The sequence below is a fragment of the Flavihumibacter sp. UBA7668 genome (genome assembly GCF_002483205.1).
Lineage (GTDB): Bacteria > Bacteroidota > Bacteroidia > Chitinophagales > Chitinophagaceae > Flavihumibacter.
This window is the reverse complement of the sequence record NZ_DLHM01000004.1, coordinates 920,105-946,890: the sequence shown is the minus strand read 5'-3', so window position 1 is coordinate 946,890 and position 26,786 is coordinate 920,105. Positions and strand designations below refer to the sequence as shown.

Genomic DNA, 26,786 nt, shown 5'->3' with positions numbered 1-26,786 from the left:
CCTCCTATCACCGAGCTGGCCTGCGGATTAAACCAGATGGCTTTATAATCGTTCCGGAAATAATGCAAACTGAATCCAAAAACATCCTGTGCTACCGGTTTGGCTTCCGTAGTATCCGTTCCGTTGGTTAAACTGCCTCCCATGGCGGGGTTAATACCTTTCAACCAACCCTGCAGGGTATAGGCATGATCCAGCCCCTGCACATTGAGCTTACCCAAAATAGTGCGGGCAAGTGGTCCATGCGCATAGTATTCATACACTGCTTCCCGCTGAGGAAAGAGCAATAACATGATGCTATCCCTTCCGCTGTACACCTGGGTGAGGCGATTCTCCGCGTCGTATTCGTAGCGGTGGTAATAGGCATCGGGTTTACCGGGCTGGTAACTGACCTGATTTACTTTACCGCTGATCAGGTCGTAGTTATACGCTATTTTTTTGTAGCGGTTATCCGGATTGGCCGGAAAATTATTCATGGCATTTTTGATACCGGCCGAAGAACCAAAATCCTGCACAATGGTATCCACATTACCCTGGATATCATAGGTATAATAAGTAGCGGAAGCCGGATTGGTTTGGGTTGCCAGATTAATGACCTGAGTATAACTAACCCGATTGCGCAGGTTTTTCTGTTTCAGGTTAGTTTGAACAAGGGAAAGCGGCAGATCATAAACCGTTTGCGTAATCTGGTTCCGGCTATTGGCCGCTGCATTTATCCAGATTTCCAGACTGGTCGTAATAGAAAAGTGTATAATGATACTCATTAACAATACTGGTATCTCTGAACTGCTTGGTGACAGTGAGGGCCAGGTCCCAATAGGCTTTCAGGAAATCAGCCAGTTTTGCTCAACGATGGCATCTTAATTGGCATCTTTCATTTTACCACAGTTGCTTCCAGTTCCACTTTCAACGTTTCAAATAAACGCGGAACCTCCAGCAGGGTGGTAACCTGTTTAATCTGGTGCTTTGCTATCCAGTCTTGAAAAATGGGAAAATGCGGCCATAACTCTTCCGTTGATGTAGTGTAAATGGTTAGCCTTGCTATACCACTGCATGCATAACCGGATGTTGTAATAACTTTTTCCAGATTAGCAATCGCCTGCAGGAGTTGCGATTTCATATCTTCTTTACTGGAGACGCCGTTTTCGTCCACTGCTGCCTGTCCCGCGCAATACAAGGTGCTGGTGGCATTTTTAATTTCTACCGCCTGCACATAACTGCGCTCATCCTGCCATTTCCATGGATTAATTATTCTTTTTTCCATTGTACTAGTTTTAGATGTGAATTTTAAATAATAGTACAAAGGTAAATTTCAATACCCGATTCATCTGTTGACAGAGCGCACTGTTATGGAGTGATCTGGATCACTCCCCTATTCAAAGAGAAATTCTGCTGAGCGTTTCTCTTGAAACACCTAAATAAGCTGCTAATTGAGCTTTCGGTACACGTTGTACTAATGTAGGGTACCGTTCAAGCAATTGACGATAGCGTTCGCTGGTATTGGAAGTAAGTGTTGATAAAATTCGCTTTTGTGCAGCTATGAATCCAAAATAGGCTTTCTCCAGAAAAAAATGCTCTATTTTGGGCAATGTTCTGCACAGGGTTTTATAACCTTCCAGCGTAATATACAAGAGATCCGTATCCTCCAAACAAATAAGCGACAGGGTGGTATGCTGCTGCGTATAGAAGGCTTCGAAATCCGACTCCCACCAATCTTCCATAGCAAATCCGATGATGTGTTCACGTGCATCTGTATCCGTATACACTAATTTTAATAATCCCTTACAGATGAAGTAATGCTTGGTTAAAGGTTCTCCTTCCTGGAACACAAACTGCCCCTTTTTGTAGGACCGCGCTGTAAAGAAAGAGGCGATCAACTCAACTTCCTCCTCTGTCAGCGGTATAATTTTCTCTATATGATTTCTTAAAGCATCAAACATCACAATAAGTTAGTCTTTTTTCTTTTTATCCGTAAAAAGGCTGAGGAATGCTTTCAATACAGGAGAGGACAAATTATCTTTCCTGTAAATCAAAATAGTTTTAATGCCCCCTATAGCGGCCGGCAGTGGAAAGGTTTTTATTTTTCTTTTGCTGTAGAATGCGGTTATTATTTGATTGGGTAAAAAACTAAACCCAATACCTGCTTCAATAAAATTTACAACGCCCTCCATGGAATTCATGGCTGTTTTATGGTAATTGGATATGCCTTTACCAGCCAGCCAGGTTTCCAAACGAGATCTGAAAAAACAACCCTGATCAAAAACGATTACTTTGAGTTGCTCCTGTTTGAGCACTGTTTCAAGGCTTCTTACCCCTGCTGGCACAACCGCAACTAGTTGTTCATCCATAATATGAATCTGTTGCAATTCATCCATATGAACTGGTGCAGGAACAAAGGCTGCATCCAATTTATAATTCAGCACGTCCGTAATCAGGTTATCGCGCATGGCAGAGGTCAGATCAAGCTCAATCGATGGAAACCGATCGGCCAACTGGTTAACCAGTCCGGGCCCCTTAAGCGCCATCGTGGTTTCCAGAAAACCGATCTTAAGCCGGCCTTTAACCGTATCCGGATTTCCAATAGTGGACCTGGCTTCTTCCAGTAAATTATTGATTTGCCGGGAATATTTTAGCAGGGTTTCTCCCGCACTGGTAAGTTCTACTTTACGGGAGCTGCGTATAAACAAGGCAGCGCCAAATTCCTCTTCAAGGCTTTTAATTCTTGCCGTTACATTTGACTGTACCGTAAACATGGCTTCTGCAGCTTTGGTGAAATTACCATGCAATGCCACTGCTTCAAACAGTTTTAAATCGGTCGTATTCATCAATCACTATTAATGATGTTTATCATTATTTCAAATCATTTACAAAGATACTAAAAGCTGATACATTTGTTTCCTAAAAGCAAAACAAATGAAAGAAGCAGTTAAAATCTTTTACCGCAAACTGAATGCGGCGGGTCACCAGCTCTTTTATCGTGAATCAGGCCCCATTGATGCCCCTGTATTATTATTGCTGCACGGGTATCCGACCTCCTCCCATATGTTTCGTAACCTGATTCCGATTCTGAATAAGCAATACCATGTAATTGCGCCCGATTTGCCCGGATTTGGTTATTCAGACGCTCCGGATAGAAAAAACTTTGAATACACCTTTGCCAATCTTACCAATGTTTTGCAGGCATTTATAGATGCACTAAAGCTGAAAAGATTTGCGGTTTATGTGTTTGATTACGGGGCACCTACCGGTTATCGGCTGATGCTTGCAAACCCTGAGAAAATTACCGGATTCATTTCTCAAAACGGAAACGCTTATACAGAAGGACTTGGTTCGGCATGGGATCCGGTAAAAAAGTATTGGGAAAGTAATTCGTTGGAGGATCGAAATGCATTAAGGGGATTTGTAACCGAGGAGGAACTCAGGTTTCAATACTATACCGGCGTACCGGATGCTGAACTGATTGCACCGGAAACCTATACGCTGGATCAATATTTTCTTGACCGACCCGACTCCGATGAAAAACAACTTGATCTGATTGGTGATTATAAAAATAATATAGCCCTGTATCCGGCATTTCAGGAATATTTTAGGAAATATCAACCCCCTGCCCTGATTGTTTGGGGAAATAAGGATCCGTATTTTTTACCCGCTGGTGCTGAAGCATATAAGAAAGATCTTCCGAATGCAAGGATCAGGTTCTATGATACCGGTCATTTTGCACTGGAAACACATGAAGAGGAAATAGGGAATGATATACTTGAATTTATGGCAGGTCTTTCAAAATAAACTAGATTTGACCATCCTTTATTGCAGGTATGCATCCCTTATTTGACTATATAAATACTTACGTTACAACTTCACTCACGGAAGAGGAGTTCAGGATTTTCAGGAGCCATTTTGTTCCGAAGAAGATCAGAAAAAAACAATACCTGTTGCAGGAAGGTGAAATCTGCCGCTACTTCGCATTTATTATAAAAGGTGCGATGCGTCAATTTTATCTGGATGATAAGGGGGTTGAACATGTAATCAATTTATACATCGAAAACTGGTGGGCTGGCGACCGGGGAAGACTGTGAAGTACTGCTTATAACCCACGAAAACACCACCAAACTCTGCAAACAGTTTCCTGCTTTCAATGAATTATTGCTAAAACTTGATGAACGAAATAATATCGCGAATCAAAAAAGGATAACTTCTTCTATTAGCATGACGGCAGAAAAAAGATACCGCTACTTTGTTGAAAGCTTCCCCTATTTTGTTGACCGCTTTCCACAACATATCATCGCTTCCTATCTTGGCATTACAAAGGATACACTCAGTAGAGTGCTTAAGAAAGCAAGGATTAAAACATAGCTATTTGTCTATGGTTTTTATCGTCATTTGTCATCGTTTCAAAGCGAGCGCCTGACCTAGTTTTGTGCTAAATAAATAAAAACGATGTCAGCTAAGCCCAAAAAAGGGATTGATGGAATTGAAGTAAAACCTTAAATTGAATCAAAGTTTTCAGAAAAAATGGAAGTACTTATTAAAGAAGACGGCAGCAAGGGGTTTGCCATGGCAAGAGAAAACAGTAAGCGGGCCGGCATAATGACCTATTCCATCACCAGTCCGGAATTGATCATCATCGACCATACGGAAGTGGAACCAGCCTTTGAAGGGAAAGGAGTAGGCAAAGTACTGCTTTACAAAATCGTTGAAATGGCCAGGGAGAAAAATATCAAAATTATTCCCCTATGTCCGTATGCAGCAAGCATGTTTAAAAAACTGGATGATATAAAGGATGTTTTAAAAGCATAAATCAATTCCACCATGAAAGGAATCCACCGGGCATTTCTTCTATTGGTTTTCTGCGCTGTTGGCCAGCAGGCAAGCAGCCAGCAAACAGCGCAGAAATTTGTACAGGAAACGCAGTACCTCTTATACCTGCCATCCAACTACGAAGCCGACACTTCTTCCAAATGGCCCCTGGTGATATTTTTACATGGTTCAGGTGAAAGCGGCACAGACCTGAACAAGGTAAAAATGCACGGTCCCCCCAAACTGGTGGAGCAGGGCAAAAGTTTCCCTTTCATCCTTGTGTCTCCGCAGGCAACCAACGGATGGCAGCCAACGGTACTGGCAGCTATGATACGTGATATCAAAACAAAGCTGCGGGTGGATCCGGATCGCGTTTATCTTACCGGATTAAGCATGGGCGGATTCGGCACCTGGGAATTAGCCATGAAATACCCGGAAGAGTTTGCAGCCATTGCCCCCATTTGCGGAGGTGGCGACACGGCTAAAATTTATCGCCTGCAGTATATGCCTGTTTGGAATTTTCACGGAGCCAAAGACAATGCCGTACCTCTCTCCGCTTCAGAAAAAATGATGAGCGCCCTGAAGCGCTATAACAAAGATGCAAAATTCACTATCTATCCGGAAGCCGGCCATGACAGCTGGACGGCAACTTATACCAACGATAGTTTTTACACCTGGCTGCTGGGTCAAAAAAGATTTAAGTTCACCGAAACAATCCAACCGGCTGCCCAACTAAAAAAATATGAGGGCGAGTTTCTAAGCAATGAAAACGATACGCTGGTGTTTTTCCTAAAAGGAGATTCACTGATGCTAAATACCCGTAAAGGAAGCAATCAGGTTATGCATATGAAAAACTACAAAGACGAGATCTTCTATTTTAATGAATCCTCTCCCGCACAAATTCGTTTTTCCAGAAACCGAAAAGGTGTGGTTGATCGCTTTATTTATGAAGGAGAGGATTTGGTGGTTTTTCCGAAGCTAAAATCCCGCAGGAACTAATACCGACTGCACACTGATTTTTCCGACGGGTTTATTGTTTTCAAAAACCACGGCTTTTACCGTTCCGGGTAAAGACAATTGAAAGGGTTCAGTATACAGTGGCGAGGATATGGTGGGCTCATTACCATCTGTGGTATATCGGATTTCAGGCTGATAACTTTGTGTACGCAGACTGATCGTTGCCGTGTTGGAAACAGTATCCAGTTCCACTTTCTGCCAAACATGTTTAGCACTGCGTGAATAGTTGATTCCAGCTTCCTCATAACGCTTATACTGCGCTTCCATTCGTTTGGTGAAATTCTCCCAATCCTTGCGGACTGCCGGTGTCCATGCCAGCTCCGCCAATGCCGCCAGTCTCGGGAATGCCATGTACTCCACTTTCTCCGGCGTATGAATAAACTCTGACCAGATATTGGCCTGTACCCCCCTGATAAATTTTCGTTCTGCCGCACTTAATTCAGCAGGTACGGGTTCGTAGGAATAAACTTTCTCCAAAGTGAGCATGCCGCCAATAGCCACCGGTTCCAGATAAGGCTCCCCCTGATAGTAATCGAAATACATGAAATCAGTGGGCGACATAACCACTGTATGTTTTTGTTTGGCGGCCTCAATGCCACCCTGAATGCCGCGCCACGACATTACCGCTGCATTGGGTGCCAATCCGCCTTCCAGAATTTCATCCCATCCAATAATATTTTTCTCTTTGGAAAGCAGAAATTTTTCAATGCGTTTGATAAAATAAGACTGCAATTCATGTTCATCTTTCAAACTGTCTGCCTGGATTCTGGCCTGACATTTCGGGCATTCTTTCCAGCGTTTTTTGGGAGCTTCATCACCACCGATATGAATCATTTTTCCGGGAAAAAGTTCTGCAACTTCGCTTAAAATGCCTTCGAGAAACTCAAAGGTCTGCTCGTTTCCGGCACAAAAGATATCATCCTGAATACCCCATTGAACGGGCATTTTAAAAGGCCCGCCGGTACAGGATAATTCAGGATAAGCTGCCAGCACTGCCAGTGTATGTCCGGGCATTTCCACTTCCGGTACTACGGTAATAAAACGTTCCGCCGCATATTGCACAATGTCGCGGATCTGTTCCTGCGTATAATATCCTCCATGCGGGGAATGGTTTATCTGGCGTTCGGGTGAATGATCGAACTGGGTACCTGCTCGCCAGGAACTGATTTCGTTGAGCTTTGGATATTTTTTGCTTTCAATACGCCATCCGTGATCTTCTGTCAGATGCCAGTGAAAGGTATTCAACTTGTGCATTGCCATGTAATCCAGGAATTTTTTGATAAAATCCACCGAATAGAAAATGCGTCCGCAATCAAGCATGGAGCCCCTCCATTCGAAACGGGGTTTATCACTGATTTGCACCAGCGGAATACTCATCATGGGCAGTTTTTTCTGAACCTCCGGTTTAATCAGCTGATACAGGGTTTGTGTGCCATAAAATAAACCGGCTGCAGTTTTTGCTTTAATGGCAACCTGGGCTTTATCAGCAGTTAGCGTATAACCTTCCTTTCCCAGAGAATCGGGCACCTGCATTATCCCGATAAAAATCATATTATACAGGGGTTGAATTGCCGGAACCACCTGTAACTGCAATCCCGATTTGGCTTTGATATAAGCAGCCAGGCGATCTGCCATTGCCACTACCTGACTATCTTTTCCGGCGTATCCGATTCGCGTGGATTCGGTGATCATATATTGTCCGGCATTTACTTTTACAGAAGAAGGCTGCGGAACCAGGGCCGTTTCTGTTGGAGCTACTGTTTGAGCGGATAACTGCAGCATTACTGCAGCTAAGACAACCATTGTCATCCAAAAATTCTTAACCATACTACCTTTTAAAATTGAGTAAGGCCGAATTTAGAAATTTACTCCGGTATCCAGAAGGGGTTTCGCCTGTTTTTTGAACAAACAGGCGACTGAAATAAGCAGGATCTTCATAGCCCAGTTCATACCCGATTTCCTTTGCTGTGAGGGTTGTATGTACCAATAGCCGCTTTGCCTCCAGCAGGATTCGGTCTTTGATTACATCGTTGGGCTGCGGCAGGTTGAGCCGTTTGAATTTATGCGTGATGGTTTTGGGTGCCATAAAGAGCAGTTCTGCATAATCGGCAACGTTGTGTTTCTGTTTGAAATGCTGGTCTACCAGAATGGTAAATTTTCTGAAGAATTCCAACTCGCTGTTTTGAGCAACCAATTCCTTATTGAGGTGTTGCCCCTTCCAGAGCCGGGTGGCCTTGATAAAAAGTTGTTTGAGATAGGTCCGCAACATTTCTTCCAGCGAAACATCTTTTAACCGAAACTCTTCCGCTATCTGCTCAAAAATATAGGATATGGAAGGAGCCAGCTGTTTATTCAAAACCACTTCCGGCATATTCTGGCTGTTATTGAAAAGCAACCCATCGCAGGCTACTTCCTTATCATGAATTTGTATACAATAAAAATCGCGGTTATAGTAAATCATGTAGCCGGTTTCCTCCCCTGCTTTTAGCAGCTCCAGGTATTGATTGGGGGCAACAAAAAACAGAGAAGGATCTTTGGTGGTGTAGGCTGCCATATCCACTTTGAGTTTATAACCGGAAGGAAGAAACAAGACTTTTATATATTGTTTGAAGGCTGCACTGTTTAACTGCTCCATCGACTCTTTTTCTACTGGCAACAAGCCCAATACCTTCAACTCACTTTGAAATAATTGATCCGTCATAATGATTTAAACTACTAACTTCTGGCAAATTTTTCCAGTTCAGTATTAAATTTCTCTGCTTCTTCCACAAAAAGCGCATGACCGCTGTTTTCAAATTTCACGATATAGGAATTCCGGATTCCTTGATGGAGTTGTTCAGCCAGCACATACGGCACCAGCTTATCCTGGGTTCCCTGGAAGATCGCTACAGGAATGGTAATTTTCGAAAGCTCGGGACGCAGATCCAAATTGCTCAGGGCAGTTATGGACTGGGTAATAGCATAAGGCCATGCCTGCAGGTTGATCGATTCCAACCATTTCTCCTGGTTTTTGGTGATACCACCTTCTTTGGCTGGGAAAGCAGCTCCAAATCCGGCAATAAGGTCCTGGCGATTGGTTTGGGTAGCTTTAATCAAACCTTCTGCATCTGCGTCCGAAACACCGTATGGATAGTCGGAACGCTGTTTCCAGGAAGGCGCTGCAGCAGCAAAGAGGGCGAGTTTACTTATATGCGCCGCCTTGTATTTGGTGATATAGTGCAATACCACTGCTCCTCCCATGGAGAACCCACCCAGGGTAGCATCTTTAATCTGAAGCTTCTCCAGCACTACTTTGATATCGTCAGAGAAAACATCGAAATTGTATTTTCCATACGGCCGGGAGGATGCTCCAAATCCGCGTAAGCTGATGCCGATCACCCGAAATCCTTTGGCGGCCAGGGACTGGTACTGGTATTCATACATGGCATCACTGAGGGGCCAGCCGTGGATCAGCACGATGGGGGTACCATCACCGATATCGGTAACATGGAGCTTCACTCCTTTCTCTACTTCAATGAATTCTGCCCGTCCGGCTGATGCTGGTACTCTTTTCCCCTGTGCATAAATTGCAGTTGTTCCGATTAGGGCGATTAATAAGCCGATTAATTTGATTCCTGTTTTCATTTTTTGATTGTTTATTTGTTTGTATTAATTCAACAATGCAAAGATGAAACAGGAACAGTCCTTCTGGAATGGATAAAGGTGGACGGGAATTGCACTTTTTTCCCTACTCCATATTTATGGGGGTATTAGACATGTTTGGAACTAAGTTTTACAGACTTTAATTTTGTTGCTAACTCCCTTATAGCAACTTCAATTTTAGCAACCTGTTCTTTTGATGGCAGCTTATGTCCTGAAGAATATTGCCTGATCAAACTTGGATTGATGCCAGCAATTTCTGCTATTTTAGATTGATTCAGAAAGTTGAATTCTTCGAAAAAAAAAGTAAGATCATAGGCATATTCAAATATCACTTCCTCCAAACTTTCAAATTCTTTTATAGAGCCACGAATTTTTGATTCAAGAGCAGAAATATTTTTTGCTGAATCAACAATCAGATTACCTTCTACAGTTACCCGCCCCCACAATTTATCGCCATCTTTTTCAATAATCAATTGGTATTTTCTTGGTTTTGACATAATATTTATTAAACTTTTTGAATTAATGTCGCCCCCGTGGATTGGCAATGTAACCTTTCCTGTTTTCACAGGATGAATCAATTGAAGATGACTTCCTTTCTGAACTTTTTTTACCCAACCATCATCCTGAAGTTGTTTTAATAATTCCTTAACTTTCATCACATTCCATTTCGCTTACACCTTGAAATTATCGTAAGCAAACATAGGTAACTTATTTGTTACCTACAAATAAATACATAAACTTGATTACTCCTACAGATTTCGCATACCAACAGACAAAAAATATAATGCAGGGAAAAGCTTCGATTCAATCGGAGTTTTTACCCCTAGCTAAATTCATTAATGAGAGTTTTAATGTCCGAACAATCAATATTCTATACGACAGAACCGAAAATGGAAATCATGCCCGCTTCAATATCTGTTTCGAAACGGAATCCGAAAAGCAGCAATTCAATTCAACTGATGGAAGCTTTAGTTTTGATCGCCTAAAGCAGAATCGGATAGCAGAAAAATATCGAGCAATAACAGGTTCAGCCGAACCGGTTTGGGTCTTTTTCAGTGCTTTTGAGCCCATAGCTAAAACAGAAGCCAATGAAAGCATTTCTTCTTCAAAAATCATCCAACTCAAAAAGGAATTAAATCATCCGGATCTTTGGGAAATTTCAAGACTCTTTGCGTATACTACCTTCTTTGTTTATACAGATGAACAACTCAAAGAATACAGTAAGAGTTCAGTTAGAAAAATTTGGGCTGACAGATATTTCGAACTCCTTGAACCCCACGATGAGTTTGGTTACTTTAATCGCGAAACCTTTTCCATTTTAATGGACAGCAAAGAAAATCTGGATAAAAATTACCAGGGTAATTGGTACTATTATTATAAATGAAGTTTCAACTGGATAGGTAAATTTATAAATTAACCGACAGCTGCTTTTTCAATTCCTGCTGTAGCTCTTGCACCCTATCGAGTAAATGTTTAATGGCTTCGATACCTGCCAGATTGATATCAAGATCATAATGCAGATGCATATATTTTTCCAGCTCCTTTAACTGGTCGTGTGTAATATAGGTTTGATCTTCGTAGGTTATCAGTTCCAGCAAACCAGAACTGCCTAATGCCTGTAAAAAAACAGACTCCACCTTGTAATGAATGCAGCATTCCTGAAGAGTAATTCTGTTTTCCTGTTCCATGGTAGTATTATTTGTTGGCTAGTTTGGCCAGTTCCTCAAATAGTTGTTTCTCTTTTTCGGAGAGTTGGGTAGGCAGTTGAACCTGCCAGCTGATATAGAGATCGCCATAACTCCCCTCCTGCTTATAAATGGGAAAGCCTTTTCCTTTTAACCGTACTTTGGTACCATTCTGGGTTTCAGGTGCCAGCTTGAGTTTAAGCTTGCCGCTCAGCGTTTCAATAACTTCTTCCCCTCCCAACAAAGCTTTGTACAAAGAAACCGGTTGATCAAGGTAGAGATCATTTCCCTTTCGTTGAAAAGCCGTATCATTTTTGATATCAAAACTTATATACAAATCTCCATTGGGACCACCATTTACACCCAGACCACCATGTCCGGCCAATTTTATTTCCTGTCCCTGTTCAATTCCTGCTGGTATGGTTATACGAATATTTTTCCCATTTATGGTAAACGTTTGTTTATGGGTTTGGTAAACCTCAGACAGGTTTAGGCTTAAGGTTGCATGAATATCCTGTCCGCGGTAGCGGGACTGCCGGCGGCTTCCACCAGTAGCCCCGCTGCCCCCAAACATGGAAGCAAAAAAATCAGAATAATCTTCTGAACCAAAATGTTGACTGCTGCCAAAAGCACCACTCTGCTGTTTTCTGGCTTCTTCAAACTGATCGGCATGTTTCCAATCGGCCCCGTATTGATCGTACTTCTTTCTTTTCTCCGGGTCGCTCAGCACTTCATTGGCTTCATTGATTTGCTGAAATAATTTTACCGCTTCCGGATTATTTGGATTGAGGTCCGGATGGTGTTTGCGAGCGAGTTTACGATAAGCTGTTCTGATTTCCTCCTCCGTAGCGGTTTTAGCTACTCCCAACACCTTGTAATAGTCTATATAACTCATCTTAAATTGGTATTAGCACCAGTATAAATTTAAACAATTGTAGTGAATACATACTTCTACTAATAGTTCAAAAGATTCTTTCGAAGCTTTTTTATTAATCATTTCATAATAACCCCTTAACGCTGCTCCACCCCATTCCTGTTAATTTAGCGGGCCAGCTAACCTGCAATGCAGCCCTTACAATCCATAGAATCAAAAGAAGATTTTACCCAACTCTTTGAGCAGTACTGGGAAGGCCTCTATGCATATACGCTTCGCTGTGTTAAACGGGAGGAAATTGCACAGGATCTGGTGCAGGATCTCTTTGCACAGGTCTGGATCAAACGAAAAAAAATAAAGGTGCAGGAAAATTGGCAACGCTATCTTTTTACGGCAATTAAAAATCGAATCACCGATTATCACCGCGCCAATAAAATACAAACCATTCCCCTGCCGGAAGAAGATCGGATTGAATATGGGAATTCCACCAGAAATGAACATCTATCCCTCCCAGAATCGCGTCTGGCATTACGTTCTGTTCAACTACTGAGTAAACAACTAACTCCTACACAGGAACTGGTATTTAAACTCTATCGTTTCCAGGGCTTCTCCATTCAGGAAATCTCCCAGCAACTTACACTCTCTGAAAACACCGTTAAATCGCATATTCAGGAGAGCACCCGAAAAATCCGCCTGCTTAGTAAGTCCTGATCCAAGGTTACCAAATTGTAAAGTCCGGATATTGTCTCATTCGATTTCTTCTGTTCTGCGTCTTTATCAATAGAGCAACTTATATCCGATTGATGCAAACAAAAGAAGAATTAAAAAATGCTATCCGGGAAGGAATTGAATCCAGGATCAAGGCACATAAAAGGAAACAGGAGCGCAAGCTATTTGCAGGTATTTCTCTTGCAGCACTTCCCTTGTTCCTGATTGCGGTTTGGCTATTAGTACCAGCCTCCGGTTCACAGGCCTCCTATTATGCCACTACCACCGGCAACTTTGATACCATTTACCTGAAAGACGGATCATGCATTACCCTTGCCGGAAATAGTGCAATAACCGTCACAGAGTCTGATACCGGATCCTTTGTCAACCTGCACCAGGGCGAATGTTTTTTTGAAATTCAAAAGCAGAAAAAACAGCCCTTTCATGTGTTCACGACTGATACTAAAACAACCGTTGTGGGTACGGCCTTCACCGTATCTAAACCGGATTCCACCAAACCCGCTGAAATCCGATTAAAAGAAGGAATCGTTCAGGTAGCTGCCTTTGATCAATCCACTATCCTGCATCCGGGCGAACGTTTTTTCTGGAGAGACAGCCAGCAATCCTTTAGTACCGATTCCATTTCAAGTGATGCAATTGGCAATTGGAATGCGGAACGAATCGTTTGGGACAAACTCAATATCCGACAGATCAAATACCAACTGGAAAACAGTTTTGCCATAAACATCCGCGCCAACGCGGAAGTGCTTGCACAAAATCATCAATACAGTCTGTCCTTTAACCGATCCATTTCTATTGAAAACCTGCTGGAAATTTTATCCGCTATTACAAGGGAAGAAAAACTGGTATTTCAACTCGACGCAAAACAGCAAGAACTTATCATAAAAAAATAAGTCGCCTGCGCTAACAGACGACTCGTTAAAAACGGATACTACCTCTGGGAAGTGGTATAGGCATCCTATTTTCTAAACTCAAATAAAATGGTTTTATGAAAGAGCACCAAAAAAGATCGTGGATTTTCTCCCGTCTGCTCCTGTATTTTATTTATTCAACACTCAGTTTTTCCTGCTTTTCACAAAGCGCCAAACTCGATCAGCGAATCAGTATCACTATTACCGATGTCGGCTTTGTACAGGCCCTTACCAAAATCAAAAAACAATATGCACTGGATTTCGCCTACCAGGTGGAAGATGTTGCCAAAGTTCAGCTGCGTGTTCCCCAATCCTTCAATAATGAAAAACTTTCCACTGTCCTAAATCGGCTGACTGCCAACAGCGGACTGCAATTCGCAGAAAAAAACTATATAATCCTGATTACCAGAAACCAGGCGCCAACCCTCAGCAAAACGGAAACCCTGCTGGAAGCCGAGGTACTGGATACGAATGGGACACCCGTTGCTGATGCTTCCATCACCAATATAACCAGCGGTGAAACTACCCGCTCCGATGAAGCCGGAAGATTTCAATTCAATCTGACAAAACTACCCGCCACCCTCCGTATTTCACATGTCAGTTTTGAAACAATTACGCTCACTATTAACCAGGCCGGGAAACAAAGCTTCACCCTCTCCGAAAAATCAGCCAATATGCAGGATGTGGTAGTAACGGCTCTGGGCCTGAGTCGGGATAAAAAACAACTGGGTTATGCCGCTCAGGATATTAAGGGCGAACAATTACAAACCGTTAAGGAAACCAATATGCTGCGCACCCTGCAGGGCAAGGTAGCCGGACTCAACATGGTGAATGCCCCAAGTGGACTAGCCAATTCCACCAGAGTGGTACTGCGCGGAGAGTCTTCTCTTAATATCAATAAAAACGAAGCCCTGATTGTAGTGGATGGTGTTCCAATTAACAATACCGTAAACGGATCCAACTCGGGTGATGTAGCTGTTGATTTTGGAACGGGTGCATCCGAAATCAATCCGGATGATATTGAATCCATCACGGTGTTAAAAGGACCCAATGCAGCAGCTTTGTATGGTTCAAGGGCAGCCAATGGGGTTCTTGTAATCAAGACTAAAATCGCGTCAAAAAACAAACAACTTGGAATCAGCATCAATTCCTCTACCAATGTGGAATCGGTTTTACGGGTGCCCGATTTTCAGAATAAATACGGTGGTGGTACCGGAGTGGGATTGAAATATTATTCATATGGTACCGGTCCGGATGGCACCAGTACTGCCAACAGCGGACATAACTGGGGCGTTGGTTTTAACGGTCAGGAATATGTGCAGTTTGGATCGCCGCTGGATGCTAATGGAAATCGCACCCGCATTCCCTGGAAAGCCCATCCTGATAATGTGCGTGATTTTTATCAGAATGGATTGGGGTTGATCAATGGTATCTCTCTGCAGAAAGCCGGTGATATCGGCGATTTCAGAATTTCCTATAATAATCTGCGACAAACGGGCATCCTTCCCAATACAGAATTAAACCGGCATACGCTAAATGTGAATAGTGGTATCAATATTGCGCCCAAATTGCGTTTACGTTCCAATATTAATTATGTAAATGCCAACAGTGATAACCTGCCGGGGGTTGGTTATGCTGCCAGCTCCCCTACCTATACCTTTATCTGGTTCGAACGAAATGCGGATATCAACTGGTTTAAAAATTACTGGTTACCCGGACAAAAAGACATCAAACAGAATTTCTATTTCACCTGGGCCGATAATCCCTATATGGTGATGCAGGAACACCTGAATACCCTCAACCGTAACCGGATTTATGGGAATATCCACCTCGATTATGATATCATGAAAAATCTTTCCCTGATGGTACGCACCGGAATTGATTATTCAGGTGATATAAGAGTGAGTCGGAAGCCGCAAAGTACGGTAACAGCACTTCGTGGCTTTCATCAGCGGGAAGACTATACCTATTTTGAACAGAATTCTGATTTTCTCCTTCGCTATAATACTGATCTTGGTACACGGGTTAAGATGAACCTCAGTGCAGGTGGAAACAACCTGCAAATGAACCGGTATAATAATCGGGTAACTGCAAGGGAACTGGTATTGCCTGGGGTATATAATCTGGGAAATGCGGCTTCCCGTCCGGAAACCGTGGAGAATACGTCTGCAAAAATGGTCAACAGTCTCTATGCAATGGCAGAATTTGATTACCAGAATTCGCTTTTCCTTCAGATAACCGGACGCAATGACTGGAGCAGCACCCTGCCCAAAGGAAATAATTCCTATTTCTATCCATCGGTTTCTTTAAGCGGTGTATTGACAGATTTATTGGGCATTCGTAACAACTGGCTGAATTACTGGAAACTCCGTGCTTCCTATGCATCTGTTGGGAATGATACGGATCCCTATAATACACGCCAATACTATGATTATAGCACCCTGCCCGGATCGGTGGTGAACCGGGCCACCCTTGCCAATGCTGCACTAAAACCTGAAATCAGTTCTTCTTTTGAAACAGGGATGGAAGCAAAATTTTTGAAAAACAGAATTGGCATTGATTTTACCTATTACAATACCACCACCCGTAACCAGATTATACAGGTACCACTGGCAACTTCAGCAGGTTATAGCGCCAAGGTGTTGAATGCAGGTAAAATCACCAATCACGGGGTTGAATTGAGTTTGCGACTGGTACCCATTGAGAAAAAACTACGTTGGGAAATCAACATGAACGGATCTGCCAATCGAAGCGAAGTAGTATCACTGTATGAAGGCATCAGTAATTATGTAATTGCTTCGCGGGGCGCTATCTCGGTAGAAGCCCGTGAAGGAGGACGCATGGGCGATATGTATGGAATCGGTCACCAGAGGACGGAGACGGGTGAAATCATTTATCGGAATGGAACCCCGCAACGAACCACTTCTCCTATTAAAATCGGCAATTATAATCCGGATTATATAGTGGGTATCATGAACAGTTTTCGATTTGCTAATTTCAATCTGAGTATTTTGTTTGATGGTAAAATTGGCGGTACTATTTATTCGCTTACCCACGCTACCGGATCGGAAGCGGGCAGTTTGGATAATACCTTACCCGGACGTGAAGAGGGTTTGATTGGCAATGGCGTTAAGTTGGATACCGATGGAAAATATGTACCCAATGATGTGCGGGTTCCGGCTTATACCTATTATCGTGATCACCTGAACCGGGTGAATGCTGAAACGAATTCCTTCGATGCCACTTATTTTAAGTTGAGGGAGCTTTCTCTTGGTTACAGTCTGCCATCAACCCTGTTGCGCAAAACGCCTTTCAAAACACTGGGAATTAATCTGGTTGGAAGAAATCTTTTCCTATTCACGAAAGTGCCCCATATCGATCCGGAAACAGCTACGTTCATCAGTTCCGGGATAATTCCGGGTTATGAAAATGCACAACTTCCTTCCACCCGATCTTATGGTGTAAATCTTACTGCAAGTTTTTAAACAAGTAATCATGCGAAACTATTTATACATTCTACTACTGGCTGTACTGGCCATTGGCTGCAAGAAATACGATAATATAAATCCGAATGTACCGGTAGAAGTGCACCCTGGTGTGGTATTACCACAGGTTCAATATAATATCAGCAATACGCTGGTGGACCAGGCATTTGAATTGAGTAATGAATTGGTACAATATACCTGCAGCAATAATTCTTTTACCGAAGTACAACGATTTAAAATATTGCCGGGTAATTCCAATCCCGTTTGGAATGGACTGTATAACCGGCTCCGGGATTTGAATGATATCATCCGGATGGCAGATCAATCCCCCGGTTTCATCAATTATAAAGCCATCGCTTTAATAATCAAGGCCCATATTTATCAGATCCTGACAGATGTTTATGGAAATATTCCATTTACGGAAGCTGGTAAAGCATTATCAGACGATATTGTAGCGCCGGTTTATGACCCACAGGTGGATGTGTACAAAGGTTTGGTGGCACTTTTGCAGGAAGCCAATAGCCTGATCGATCTACAGGCCGGTTTGCCACTGGGAGGCGACCGGATTTACAATGGAAATATGTTGCGCTGGAAAAAATTCGCCAATAGTTTGCATTTGCGGATCCTGATGCGCTCTTCCAATACCAATGATCTGCAGGCGGCTGCAGAAATCGGAAAACTGCTGAATGATCCTGCTGCCTATCCCCTTATGGAAACAAATGAGGAAAATGCACTATTCAGGTACAGTGGTGCATTACCGGATGTGTATCCACTTTCACAAACCAGGGACTTTGATTTCAAATACAAGGTCGTTAGTGCTTTTATTGTAGACACCTTAAAAAAATACAACGATAGCAGGTTGATGCAGTATACACGTCCCACAAATGCCACTGCCAATACTACCAATCCGCAATATGTTGGCTTACCCAATTCGCTCCCAATCACCGATGCCGCCAATTATAACGGAGGTTTTGACCACCAGAGTTACCTGGGTACAAGATTTCAATCAGTTACTGAGCCGGCCGTTTGGATGAGCAGCAGTGAGGTTTATTTTCTTCGTGCTGAAGCTGTGTTGAGAGGCTTTGCTACGGGCGATGCAAAGAATTTATATGAAAAAGGAATTCAGGCTTCCTTTACGCAATGGGGAGCTGTGATAGCACCTGATTTTCTACAGCAGGAAGGCATTGCCTTTACGGGCAACTTACCTCAATTGTATCTGCAAAAATTCATCAGTTTATTTTTTACCGGATTTGAAGGCTGGTCGGATTATCGGCGAACCGGCTATCCGCAATTGGTACCTGGACCAACCAATGTAAACGATGGAAAAATACCGGCAAGGATTCCTTATCCCTTACAGGAGCAAACATTAAATGCAAAAAATTATGCACAGGCCGTTGCCCAAATGGGGGGCGATGATTTGAATACAAGACTTTGGTGGCAACCTTAAATTATACTTCATGAAATCAATTAATATACTGTTCTTGATAATGCTCCTATCGGCAGCATCACAAGCCAATGATACAACCAAAATACGTCCGGCCTATCTTCAGGAATTTGAAAAATGGAACTTACAGGAACTGGTGAAAGGCGGGCGAATCGATGCGATCTGTGATATGGGAAATGGAATTGTGGTATGTGGAACAAGGCATCCAACTGCAGGACGCTTATTTATATCACGTGATTACGGAATTAGCTGGCAGCCCCTGGCCAATCTCACAGAAAGCGCCATAACCTGCATTGCATCAGCCAATGAAAAAGAATGGTATGTCTTAACCGGAAATGCCGAAGTATTTGGCACCAGGGATGCAGGAAAAACCTGGACATTGCTTAACACACTTACCACCAATAAAAACAAGGAAAAATATACCGCCAGTTATAGTATCATAGTTACTTATCATGGTACTATTCTGGTGACAGATACCGATTCAGAAGGCGGCCATATTTATCGGTCGGTTGATAAGGGAAAAACCTGGACAGATTTGGGATCAGTTTCCGGAGATGCCCTGTATCGATTTACCAAAGTAGGCAATGGAATAATTGTAAATGGCTGGCAGGGAAATGTATATAAAAGCATTGATGATGGGCAAACCTGGAATATAGCCGGAACACTGACTTCATCTGATTTATTTGCTACAGATTATTTGGGTAGTCACCGGATTCTACAAGGCGATAAAGAGGGGAATATATTTCGTAGTGATAACCTGGGTGAAGAATGGCAACAAATCGGCAAATTACCGGATGCTGCAGATGATTTTATTGATTTGGGATATGGTGCAGTGATCTATTCCACCTATACCGGAAAACGTGCGATACATGTTTCGCTGAACTATGGAACAGACTGGTTTGATATTGGCGGCCTGCCTTCGGGCGCCGAGGGTGATTGGTTAGATCATGGGATCCGGCTTGATCAGCGGGATTCCATCATTGTGCTGGCAGGAACCAGTAAAGGACATATCATCCGCAAAGCGATTTCCAGAATCTGGTTGTATGAAACCATAAACAGTTACCAGAAAAGAGAAACGGGCATTGATCCCGAGTTGCTTCGCCCGATGAAAAAAGCGGTGGTGGGAAGTCTGGTTGACTTTTCCGAATTAATGGATCCGGAGGATATTGTGGTGCATAAGAATTTTGCGTATATCCCTTGTCGCGATGGAAACAATATTGCAATCATTGATTACAAAAATCCGGCTAATCCTGTACTGGCCTATAGTTTACGCGATCCGGATATACTGGATGCTTTTAGTGTGGCTATTCACCAGGATCATTTGTATGTTGTATCTATGACCAATTGCAGCGTGAGTGTGTACAATATCAAAAATCCTTACAAACCGGTAAAAACCGGTGCCATAAAAGTAGGCGGTGAAGGTGGCTATCTGACCACCTATCGATCCGATTATACACGATTGAGAAAAATTGCCGTGTTGGGGAACTATGCTTATGTAACACATAGTTCGGAGAGCAAGTTGTACATATTGGATATTTCCGATCCGGCCGCACCTCGCATAGTTAGCAGTTTACATACCGGCGATGGAGCATTTGCGGTATTGCCGACAGAGCAGGTGGTGTATCTGGCTGGTTACGGTCCGGGTTCTTCTGTAATTGCAGTAGATGTACGGGACAAAACTAAACCACGCATAAGCAGCCAGATTTTTGACAGTACCAGATTAGCAGGAACCTGCGCTTTGGCGATAAAGGATCAAGTGTTGTATGTTGTTGCGTATTCAGCGGGTAATGTGCTCGCGGCAGATATCTCAGATCCTTTTAAACCAAAGGAGATCAGTTATTTTTCTTATCCGGGAATGAAAGGTCCAGGTAGAATTTCGATTAAAGACAATACAGCTTATGTAATCAATTCGAGTAATGATTCAATGCTTGCAATTGATATATCTGACCCAGGGGCAATGAAAGCCCGGTATTTTTTGCAGGATCCTTTAATCAAAAAAACCTATGGAATTGCGCTTGATGGGAAGCTGATTTTATTGGCAGGAAGGGATGCAAGAAGTTTTGTGGTGCTGGACGGAAGTTTGTTAAAATGATTCCATGTCAGACAATTGGACGGGTCAAGCTGACCCGTCCAATTTATATGTTAATTCAACTACCCCTGACCGAAATATTCTTGTTTCTGTTAATTCTAGTTTGATTCTATTTTCCAGGTCTTCGAATAAAGGTTTTCCACTACCCAATACAACCGGATGAACGGAGATTTTATAGATATCAATAAGTCCCAACCTGATAAAGGATTTTATCAAATTGGCCCCACCATATAGCCAGATATCTTTCCCACCCTGTTTCTTAATAGCTGCTATTCTGTTTTCGATATCTGAATGTATAAATTCTGCTTTTTTATCAGATCTGGACTGACTGGAAAAAACGAATTTGTTTTTAGTGTGGATACCTTGCCACATTATTTTTTCAGCAGGTGGAGTATTTTCATCCGGTTGAAAATTACCCCAGGCATCATAACTAACTCTTCCATAAAAAATGGTGTCAATGCTATCAATGAAGGCATCGAAATGCATATCCTCCTCCATTATGCACCAATCAATTTCACCATTGGGACCTTCAATAAACCCATCTAAACTTACGGCAAGATTCAAAATTATTTGTTTCATACTGATAGAGTTATCATCAAAATTAATACCATGTGCCTATTAATTTCTTGGAAAAAAACGACAATTTAAAGTTGAGAAGGTGAAATTCCAGTATTTCTTTTGATTTCATTGGTTAAATGAGAGCGATCATAAAACCCGCAATCAACAGCGATATCAGACAAACTACGTTTATTGGTTAAATTTCTAATCTCAGAAAGTGCTTTTTGAAATCGCACAATATTGGAATATTCCTTTGGCGACATGCCAATATGCGATTTAAAATAACGTTCTAATTGCCTTGTAGTGATGTAGTTTCTTTTAGATAGCTCGTAGATACTCAACCTTCCATTAGAATTATGAATATCAGTTATAACAGAATGGAGAGGAACATCTTTATTTCGAATCCGATCAATATAATATTGATTAAAATAACTAAATGGGGAATTGATTAATTCATCCTTGGGAAGTGAAATCGATTGTTCCAATTCAATTGTACTATTTGTCAGCTCATTCAGATCTGCATACTTATAAAAATTAGCAAATGCTGCAGGCTTAAAGCAAACTCCAAAAAAAATAGAACCTGGACTTAACAAAGTCCTTCTGGAAAAAATAATGAAAGAAATTGGCAACTGGCATGATATCTATTCCACCAGTATATTTATTGACGACGTAAATTTTGAACATAAAGAAATATATAGCAGTTTACTTAAGCAACAGGAAAGCAGGCTATTCAATAATTTATTAATTAAGGTTCGACGTATGGATTTTTTACAACCATAACAAGGTCGCATAATAGATAAATTATTCAACCGGTTTGCGAACCAAAGTGGTTCACTATTTATATAAATAAAAAATCTTTGAAATCAGTCGCGAACTGTGCTCCTGCAATAATCCTCAGGTAATGATGTCACAAATTAGGGCAATATTTTGCTGTCTGAACTGATAACATACTTACCAGACGGGTTCATTGAATCGATCCGCAGTTCAATTTCCTTACCTGGGGGAACATCAATTTTTGGCCAGTTTAAAAATGAAGTATACGATAATGGCCGAACTGCATCTTTACTGTTTTCTATAAAAAGGGAGACCCTGGCATTAAATAATGTAGGATTCTTCACAATCAGCGACCTTGCATTTTTCCCATTTTCAATAATTCTAACCTCTACATGATCAAACACTTTCACCAGTTTCTTGTCCGGCTGCACATAGATACCTGGTAACTCAATGGCCATTAGCGCTCCATTGGTTTCAGTCCAGGAGTTACGGGTATTGATATAATTCCCGATACTACTTCTTCCTTCTGCATCACTGGGTTGAATGCGTTCCATGCTACTCCCTGGTGAATTATGGGTGGTAAGATGATCCGGAGGGATATTAACCGCTTCTGCCTGAGCATGCTGAATATCGCTGATTAAATCAGCATAGATCTCCTTTCCGGTTGCCCGAAAAAGTTTAAATAAATAATCACCGGAAGCAGTACAAATTCCTGGTGCCGCGTGTTTATTCTGAATACTTGCCCAAATTGCACCAGCCATCCGGCTGCCTAATCTTCCTATCTGGCTTCCGGGAGGAAATACCGGATCATAGGAGATGGTCCAGGTGGCACAAAGCGCCGCCTGGACTTCCGCTTTTTTCAACCAGCTTTTATCACCAGTAAAATGATAGAGAGCCATCAATGATTCCAAAAAACCAAAAGCTGATTCTGAATTCGCATCCATGGAGATGTCACCGCAATCACCGCCCGTTAGCCCCTGTTTAACCACATCCCGCTCATAATAATAATTGGCTGATTCTTTTGCAACCTGCAACCACTCGGGGCGCATAAAATAGTCAGCTGCCATCGCCATTGCCCCGGGAACTAAGGCTCCGGCAGTAGAATTGTAAACTGCAATCTTTCCCGTTTCCGGAACTATGTACTGTCCAAATTCTCCGGCTTCCTTCCATGTACGGGTAAAAGCTGCTGCCAATTTTTTAGCTGCCAGTTCCCATTCCGGACGAATTTCCTTTTCATATCCCTGTGCTCTGAATAACATGAAATGTTTTAGCAACCAGAACAGTGCATCAGCATTTTTTCTTACCATAGCCTGTACCTCAGGGAATGCAGGATTCATTTTTTCGGGTCTGATTTTTCCTTCCGCTGTGATACCCCCGTAGAAATAACCACTGCTCCCCTGCAATTTAGAAACAACAAAATCCAATTCCTGTGCAACGCGGTTTCGTTCTGTATCATCCTTTAAAGCAAGCATAGGATAGGTATTAATCATTCCGCTTACCCATCCCAACTGGAAGTCTTTGCTGTTCTCCGGCAAATAATAATTACCTACTGGAAATTCTCTGAAATTATTACTGTTGATAGTTTTATAGAGGTTTGTAAGATGGCTCATTGGCAACCAGTTGCGAGGCTGATTTTGTCCGGTAAGAATTTTGCGGTGTTGCATAAACGCAGTTAGCAGATCCGGAATACTTTTGGAGGATTTTACCATCACACGAAACACCAGTTTTACCTCATCTCCGGCTTTCCAGTTAGGGGCTTTATCACCACTGGCATGAAAATCACCAAACCCTGCAGCCTTTTTTCGCATAGCCGGAGCTGTTATAGAAAACCGGCAATGATTCTTTGCTTCATTTTCAGAAATAGTCAATCCGTGATTACCAAAAACGGATTGCTGGTCTGTCAGCACCATAAAACTCTTTTGCTGACCAGGTGAATAAAAACAAAGGGCCGGGGTGGCGGTATTTCCGGTTTGCAATTCAATAACCGATGCTTTCCCTTTTTCCATCAATAATCTCGGATTATTTGAAATAGTTAGCGGTACACCCGGATTATAATACATATCTGCCGGATAATCTGGATTATACCCATTTCCAATGGACCGATAACGATTTCCATTATAAACGATTGCGGGCACCAATACATAGTTTTCGGAACTCCATGCAGAAAAATTAAAATCTACGTTTACGGCAGTTTCGTTGGAAATTCCGGACAGCAGTTTGAAACCGGCAGTTATATCCAGCATACCGGGTTGTCCTTTTACTGGAATTGCTTTCAATTGAATCTGCCAACCGGCCGGTAAATTTGGTTGCTGCTGTGTGGCAATATGTTCTTCAATCAGTTCTGTTCCCTTAAATTTTTTAATACTTACCTGAATGCTGCCATTCAGTGATTTTAAATGTTGATCAATGGAAAAAAAAGATTGTGCATACAAGTGCTGTACCATCAATAGCGAGGATACAACGAGAATTATTTTATTAAACAGCATAGAGTCTGTTGCGGTTTTTAATCGGCTGCTTTTGTTAATTGAATAGGAGCTGTTTTAGCGCCATCTACCATTTGGTACAGCAACCAACTACTTTCATTTCTACCCTGCTCCAATCGCCAGCTTTTGGAAGGATTAGCCAGTTGCGTTTTGAGCCAACGGGGGAAGGCATTGGCGGCCCTTGCATTTTCCCATGTACGGATTACAGCAAATATGGCCTCTTTTTGAGCACAGCTTTCCACCTCTTTCTGGTTCAATACCAGGCTATAGGTAGTACCTACACCAACAGAGATTGCCTGTATGTGTTCATATTCTTCCACCACAGATTTAGCACCGATTGCGAAATTTCCACCCATACCCACCGGATAAAAATTAGCATAACTTACATCCCGCAAATCTTTTCCCTGACTGGTGGTGCTTCCCCATTCACGGGTGGTGGGATCGTATAAATTTTTACCTCCGCCAACATTCCAGATACTTTGGTAATGCCAGGATCCTTCTGACAAAGTGGCGCCGGTAAAACGGATATAGGGTACTCCAATTTTTGCCCCGCGCTCAAACATTTTCCGAAAAAATCTTTTGGTTGAATAATAGCCGTGACCATTATTAAATAAAAACTCCTGTCCATCAAAATCATAATAGGCCAATCCGTTAATCTTACATACATCTGCATAATACTCTCCGATCTTATCCTGCAACTGCATATTTGGAATAACTCCATCGTATCCATAGTTGACAGTCACCTGTAATTTTAAAACAGTATCACCTATTGCATGCGCGGCTGGAGTAGTTTTCCAATAACCACGTTTCACATTTAGTAAACGGTAAGGCGGCTGATCCGAGACACCGAGATAATGAATCAGTTCCTTTCCAATTTTAATCATATTTAAGTTGGTACAATGCCCTTCCCAACTGGCAATCTCATCTAAATATTTCGGATTATCCACAATAATAATGGTATCGGTAGGGCTTATTTGCCTGGCAAGTATTCTCTTTTGCTGATAACACAAACTATCACTCGGAACCGGACTAGCATCCTGCGTACCCGGAGCAAGTGAATTGGTAATGGTTGTTCTGCCGATAATAATACCTTCAGCTTTAGCGAGGTCAGAAAATTCTTTATGTGATAAATTCCCGTTCATTCGTTTAATGGGTTTCCGATTGAAATCCATCCCATCAATAAAACCAGAATTTCCTCTATCAGGTCTCAAAAAACCCTGATCATATAAGCTGATTGCTTTAAATCCAAGTCTTTTCGTGTAAGATATAATACTGTCGTTCAGGTTTCCTGCGGCCATGGCATCAGGTGTAAACCCGGATGGATCTTTCACCCATTTCCCATTAAAAATTGGCATAGGAAGTTTTTCCGAAACAACAATAGTGCGGATTACATCCATCAATGCCAAACTGTCCGGGCTCCCATAAAATGCTACGGAAGATCCGATATAATCCACACCTGGCAGTGGTTGTACTTCAATATGATTAGGAATATTTGCCTGCATGTGTGGGATCAGTGAAAAAAATACTTCTCGTTTTTTAGACCGGTCTCTTGATTGATAGGAAATGGATATCTGACCCTTTTGATCCACTTGCGCAGCATCACCATAAAGAATCCGATACCAGGGTTCTTTATGCGCATAAAACGCAACATCGCTGATTCCATTGCCACCCAAACTGAAGACCTGCCCTTCTTTCAAACTATCGGGTAAGGGATATCGTTTGGGATCCGGTGAATGAATGATATATTGAAAAGGTGCAGCATCTCCAACCGTGGTAGCCAATCCACCCAGTGTATTATCATTTAATGCAAGCAGTCCAATTGCATAATTGACTGCCTCACTGGTGTCTCTGGCTACCCCGATAATCTCACCCATCAGGTTCGTTATATTGGTGTTATAGGCACCCCATTGAATAGCTTCAATTTCTTCTCGATTCGATAATGACAACAGCGTCAGTCGGAAATATTTTTTACGGGACTCCACTAAAACCTGTGCAATTGACCCGTTTGAATACGTTAGGGTAAACTGTTTTGATCTTGTCTGATAGGTTGCTTTTACCGGTTCATAATATTTTTTTGTGACACCATTAAAGAGCAGCATTAAAGGCGATGGTTTTTCAGACGGACTAAATTCACGTTCAGATTTAGCAGAACGATTCTTCATACTTGTAATAAAGCCCTTGCTGTTAATATGGATCTTAAAATAATCCGTTGTGAAATTCCATTGAGAAAAAACCAGCTCTGTGGTCAAAATAAAAATGATTATAAGAGATAAGCTACGTTTCATCAGATGCGTATTATTT

General features: G+C 42.1%; 25 protein-coding genes. 11 read left to right on the top strand and 14 right to left on the bottom strand.

Going from position 1 to position 26,786, the window contains the following annotated elements:
- The 4 genes from B2746_RS12045 to B2746_RS12030 all read right to left on the bottom strand — a co-directional run.
- A partial coding sequence (locus tag B2746_RS12045; RefSeq protein WP_290794053.1) for a hypothetical protein occupies positions 1-761 on the bottom strand: 761 nt, incomplete at its 3' end.
- A gap of 110 nt (positions 762-871) precedes the next feature.
- Entirely contained in the window at positions 872-1,261 is a 390-nt protein-coding gene (locus B2746_RS12040; protein ID WP_290794051.1) for a RidA family protein, read from the bottom strand.
- A 112-nt stretch (positions 1,262-1,373) separates the two neighbouring features.
- Entirely contained in the window at positions 1,374-1,937 is a 564-nt protein-coding gene (locus B2746_RS12035; RefSeq protein ID WP_290794049.1) for a Crp/Fnr family transcriptional regulator, read from the bottom strand.
- 9 nt (positions 1,938-1,946) lie between these two features.
- Complete coding sequence (locus tag B2746_RS12030; RefSeq protein WP_290794048.1) at positions 1,947-2,822, bottom strand: LysR family transcriptional regulator; 876 nt, start codon at positions 2,820-2,822, stop codon at positions 1,947-1,949.
- Between the two features lie 88 nt (positions 2,823-2,910).
- On the opposite strand from B2746_RS12030, the gene B2746_RS12025 reads away from it, so the two are divergent.
- The 4 genes from B2746_RS12025 (at position 2,911) to B2746_RS12010 (ending at position 5,793) form a co-directional block, all read left to right on the top strand.
- On the top strand, positions 2,911-3,783 hold the full coding sequence (locus tag B2746_RS12025) for an alpha/beta fold hydrolase (protein WP_290794046.1): 873 nt from the start codon (positions 2,911-2,913) through the stop codon (positions 3,781-3,783).
- A gap of 29 nt (positions 3,784-3,812) precedes the next feature.
- Positions 3,813-4,073 (top strand): Crp/Fnr family transcriptional regulator, encoded by a 261-nt coding sequence (locus B2746_RS12020; protein ID WP_290794043.1) that lies wholly within the window; start codon positions 3,813-3,815, stop codon positions 4,071-4,073.
- Positions 4,074-4,509: 436 nt separating this feature from the next.
- Positions 4,510-4,794 (top strand): GNAT family N-acetyltransferase, encoded by a 285-nt coding sequence (locus B2746_RS12015; protein ID WP_290794040.1) that lies wholly within the window; start codon positions 4,510-4,512, stop codon positions 4,792-4,794.
- A gap of 12 nt (positions 4,795-4,806) precedes the next feature.
- Positions 4,807-5,793 carry a prolyl oligopeptidase family serine peptidase gene (locus tag B2746_RS12010; protein WP_290794037.1) on the top strand — a complete coding sequence of 329 codons (987 nt, stop codon included), beginning with the start codon at positions 4,807-4,809 and terminating at the stop codon, positions 5,791-5,793.
- Here B2746_RS12010 and B2746_RS12005 read toward each other — a convergent pair.
- The 4 genes from B2746_RS12005 to B2746_RS11990 form a co-directional block, all read right to left on the bottom strand.
- Positions 5,773-7,638, bottom strand: a complete 1,866-nt coding sequence (locus B2746_RS12005) for a beta-N-acetylhexosaminidase (protein ID WP_290794034.1) — start codon at positions 7,636-7,638, stop codon at positions 5,773-5,775. The genes B2746_RS12010 and B2746_RS12005 overlap by 21 nt on opposite strands.
- A 1-nt stretch (position 7,639) precedes the next feature.
- Positions 7,640-8,512 (bottom strand): helix-turn-helix domain-containing protein, encoded by an 873-nt coding sequence (locus B2746_RS12000; RefSeq protein ID WP_290794032.1) that lies wholly within the window; start codon positions 8,510-8,512, stop codon positions 7,640-7,642.
- Positions 8,513-8,526: 14 nt separating this feature from the next.
- Positions 8,527-9,435, bottom strand: a complete 909-nt coding sequence (locus tag B2746_RS11995) for an alpha/beta fold hydrolase (protein WP_290794031.1) — start codon at positions 9,433-9,435, stop codon at positions 8,527-8,529.
- 125 nt (positions 9,436-9,560) lie between these two features.
- Positions 9,561-10,109: a type II toxin-antitoxin system HicA family toxin gene (locus B2746_RS11990; protein WP_290794027.1), complete on the bottom strand. Its 549-nt coding sequence runs from the start codon at positions 10,107-10,109 to the stop codon at positions 9,561-9,563.
- Positions 10,110-10,237: 128 nt separating this feature from the next.
- Here B2746_RS11990 and B2746_RS11985 point away from each other — a divergent pair, with 128 nt between their 5' ends.
- On the top strand, positions 10,238-10,837 hold the full coding sequence (locus B2746_RS11985; RefSeq protein ID WP_290794024.1) for a hypothetical protein: 600 nt from the start codon (positions 10,238-10,240) through the stop codon (positions 10,835-10,837).
- 22 nt (positions 10,838-10,859) lie between these two features.
- Here B2746_RS11985 and B2746_RS11980 read toward each other — a convergent pair whose 3' ends face one another.
- Together B2746_RS11980 and B2746_RS11975 are read right to left on the bottom strand one after the other, a co-directional pair.
- Positions 10,860-11,141: a chaperone modulator CbpM gene (locus B2746_RS11980; protein WP_290794021.1), complete on the bottom strand. Its 282-nt coding sequence runs from the start codon at positions 11,139-11,141 to the stop codon at positions 10,860-10,862.
- 7 nt (positions 11,142-11,148) lie between these two features.
- Positions 11,149-12,033, bottom strand: coding sequence for a J domain-containing protein (locus B2746_RS11975; protein ID WP_290794018.1), 885 nt, complete (start codon positions 12,031-12,033; stop codon positions 11,149-11,151).
- 168 nt (positions 12,034-12,201) lie between these two features.
- Between B2746_RS11975 and B2746_RS11970 the strand changes: the two genes are divergently transcribed.
- From B2746_RS11970 to B2746_RS11950, 5 genes are all read left to right on the top strand, one after another.
- Positions 12,202-12,723, top strand: a complete 522-nt coding sequence (locus B2746_RS11970; RefSeq protein ID WP_290794016.1) for an RNA polymerase sigma factor — start codon at positions 12,202-12,204, stop codon at positions 12,721-12,723.
- 92 nt (positions 12,724-12,815) lie between these two features.
- Positions 12,816-13,634: a FecR family protein gene (locus tag B2746_RS11965; protein ID WP_290794013.1), complete on the top strand. Its 819-nt coding sequence runs from the start codon at positions 12,816-12,818 to the stop codon at positions 13,632-13,634.
- A gap of 95 nt (positions 13,635-13,729) precedes the next feature.
- Positions 13,730-17,137 carry a SusC/RagA family TonB-linked outer membrane protein gene (locus B2746_RS11960; RefSeq protein WP_290794010.1) on the top strand — a complete coding sequence of 1,136 codons (3,408 nt, stop codon included), beginning with the start codon at positions 13,730-13,732 and terminating at the stop codon, positions 17,135-17,137.
- 10 nt (positions 17,138-17,147) lie between these two features.
- Positions 17,148-18,584 carry a SusD/RagB family nutrient-binding outer membrane lipoprotein gene (locus B2746_RS11955; protein ID WP_290794007.1) on the top strand — a complete coding sequence of 479 codons (1,437 nt, stop codon included), beginning with the start codon at positions 17,148-17,150 and terminating at the stop codon, positions 18,582-18,584.
- 10 nt (positions 18,585-18,594) lie between these two features.
- Positions 18,595-20,673, top strand: a complete 2,079-nt coding sequence (locus tag B2746_RS11950) for a hypothetical protein (protein WP_290794005.1) — start codon at positions 18,595-18,597, stop codon at positions 20,671-20,673.
- Between the two features lie 24 nt (positions 20,674-20,697).
- Here B2746_RS11950 and B2746_RS11945 read toward each other — a convergent pair whose 3' ends face one another.
- Positions 20,698-21,249: a dihydrofolate reductase family protein gene (locus B2746_RS11945; RefSeq protein WP_290794002.1), complete on the bottom strand. Its 552-nt coding sequence runs from the start codon at positions 21,247-21,249 to the stop codon at positions 20,698-20,700.
- A 65-nt stretch (positions 21,250-21,314) separates the two neighbouring features.
- Positions 21,315-21,821 (bottom strand): helix-turn-helix domain-containing protein, encoded by a 507-nt coding sequence (locus tag B2746_RS11940; RefSeq protein WP_290793999.1) that lies wholly within the window; start codon positions 21,819-21,821, stop codon positions 21,315-21,317.
- Positions 21,822-21,840: 19 nt separating this feature from the next.
- Between B2746_RS11940 and B2746_RS11935 the strand changes: the two genes are divergently transcribed.
- Positions 21,841-22,008, top strand: coding sequence for a hypothetical protein (locus B2746_RS11935; RefSeq protein ID WP_290793997.1), 168 nt, complete (start codon positions 21,841-21,843; stop codon positions 22,006-22,008).
- A gap of 134 nt (positions 22,009-22,142) precedes the next feature.
- Here the strand turns inward: B2746_RS11935 and B2746_RS11930 are convergent, their stop codons facing one another.
- The gene (locus B2746_RS11930) at positions 22,143-24,488 is read right to left on the bottom strand and encodes a hypothetical protein (RefSeq protein WP_290793995.1); all 2,346 of its coding nucleotides are present in this window, start codon (positions 24,486-24,488) and stop codon (positions 22,143-22,145) included.
- Between the two features lie 17 nt (positions 24,489-24,505).
- Positions 24,506-26,770: a hypothetical protein gene (locus B2746_RS11925; protein ID WP_290793992.1), complete on the bottom strand. Its 2,265-nt coding sequence runs from the start codon at positions 26,768-26,770 to the stop codon at positions 24,506-24,508.
- Positions 26,771-26,786: the final 16 nt, after the last annotated feature.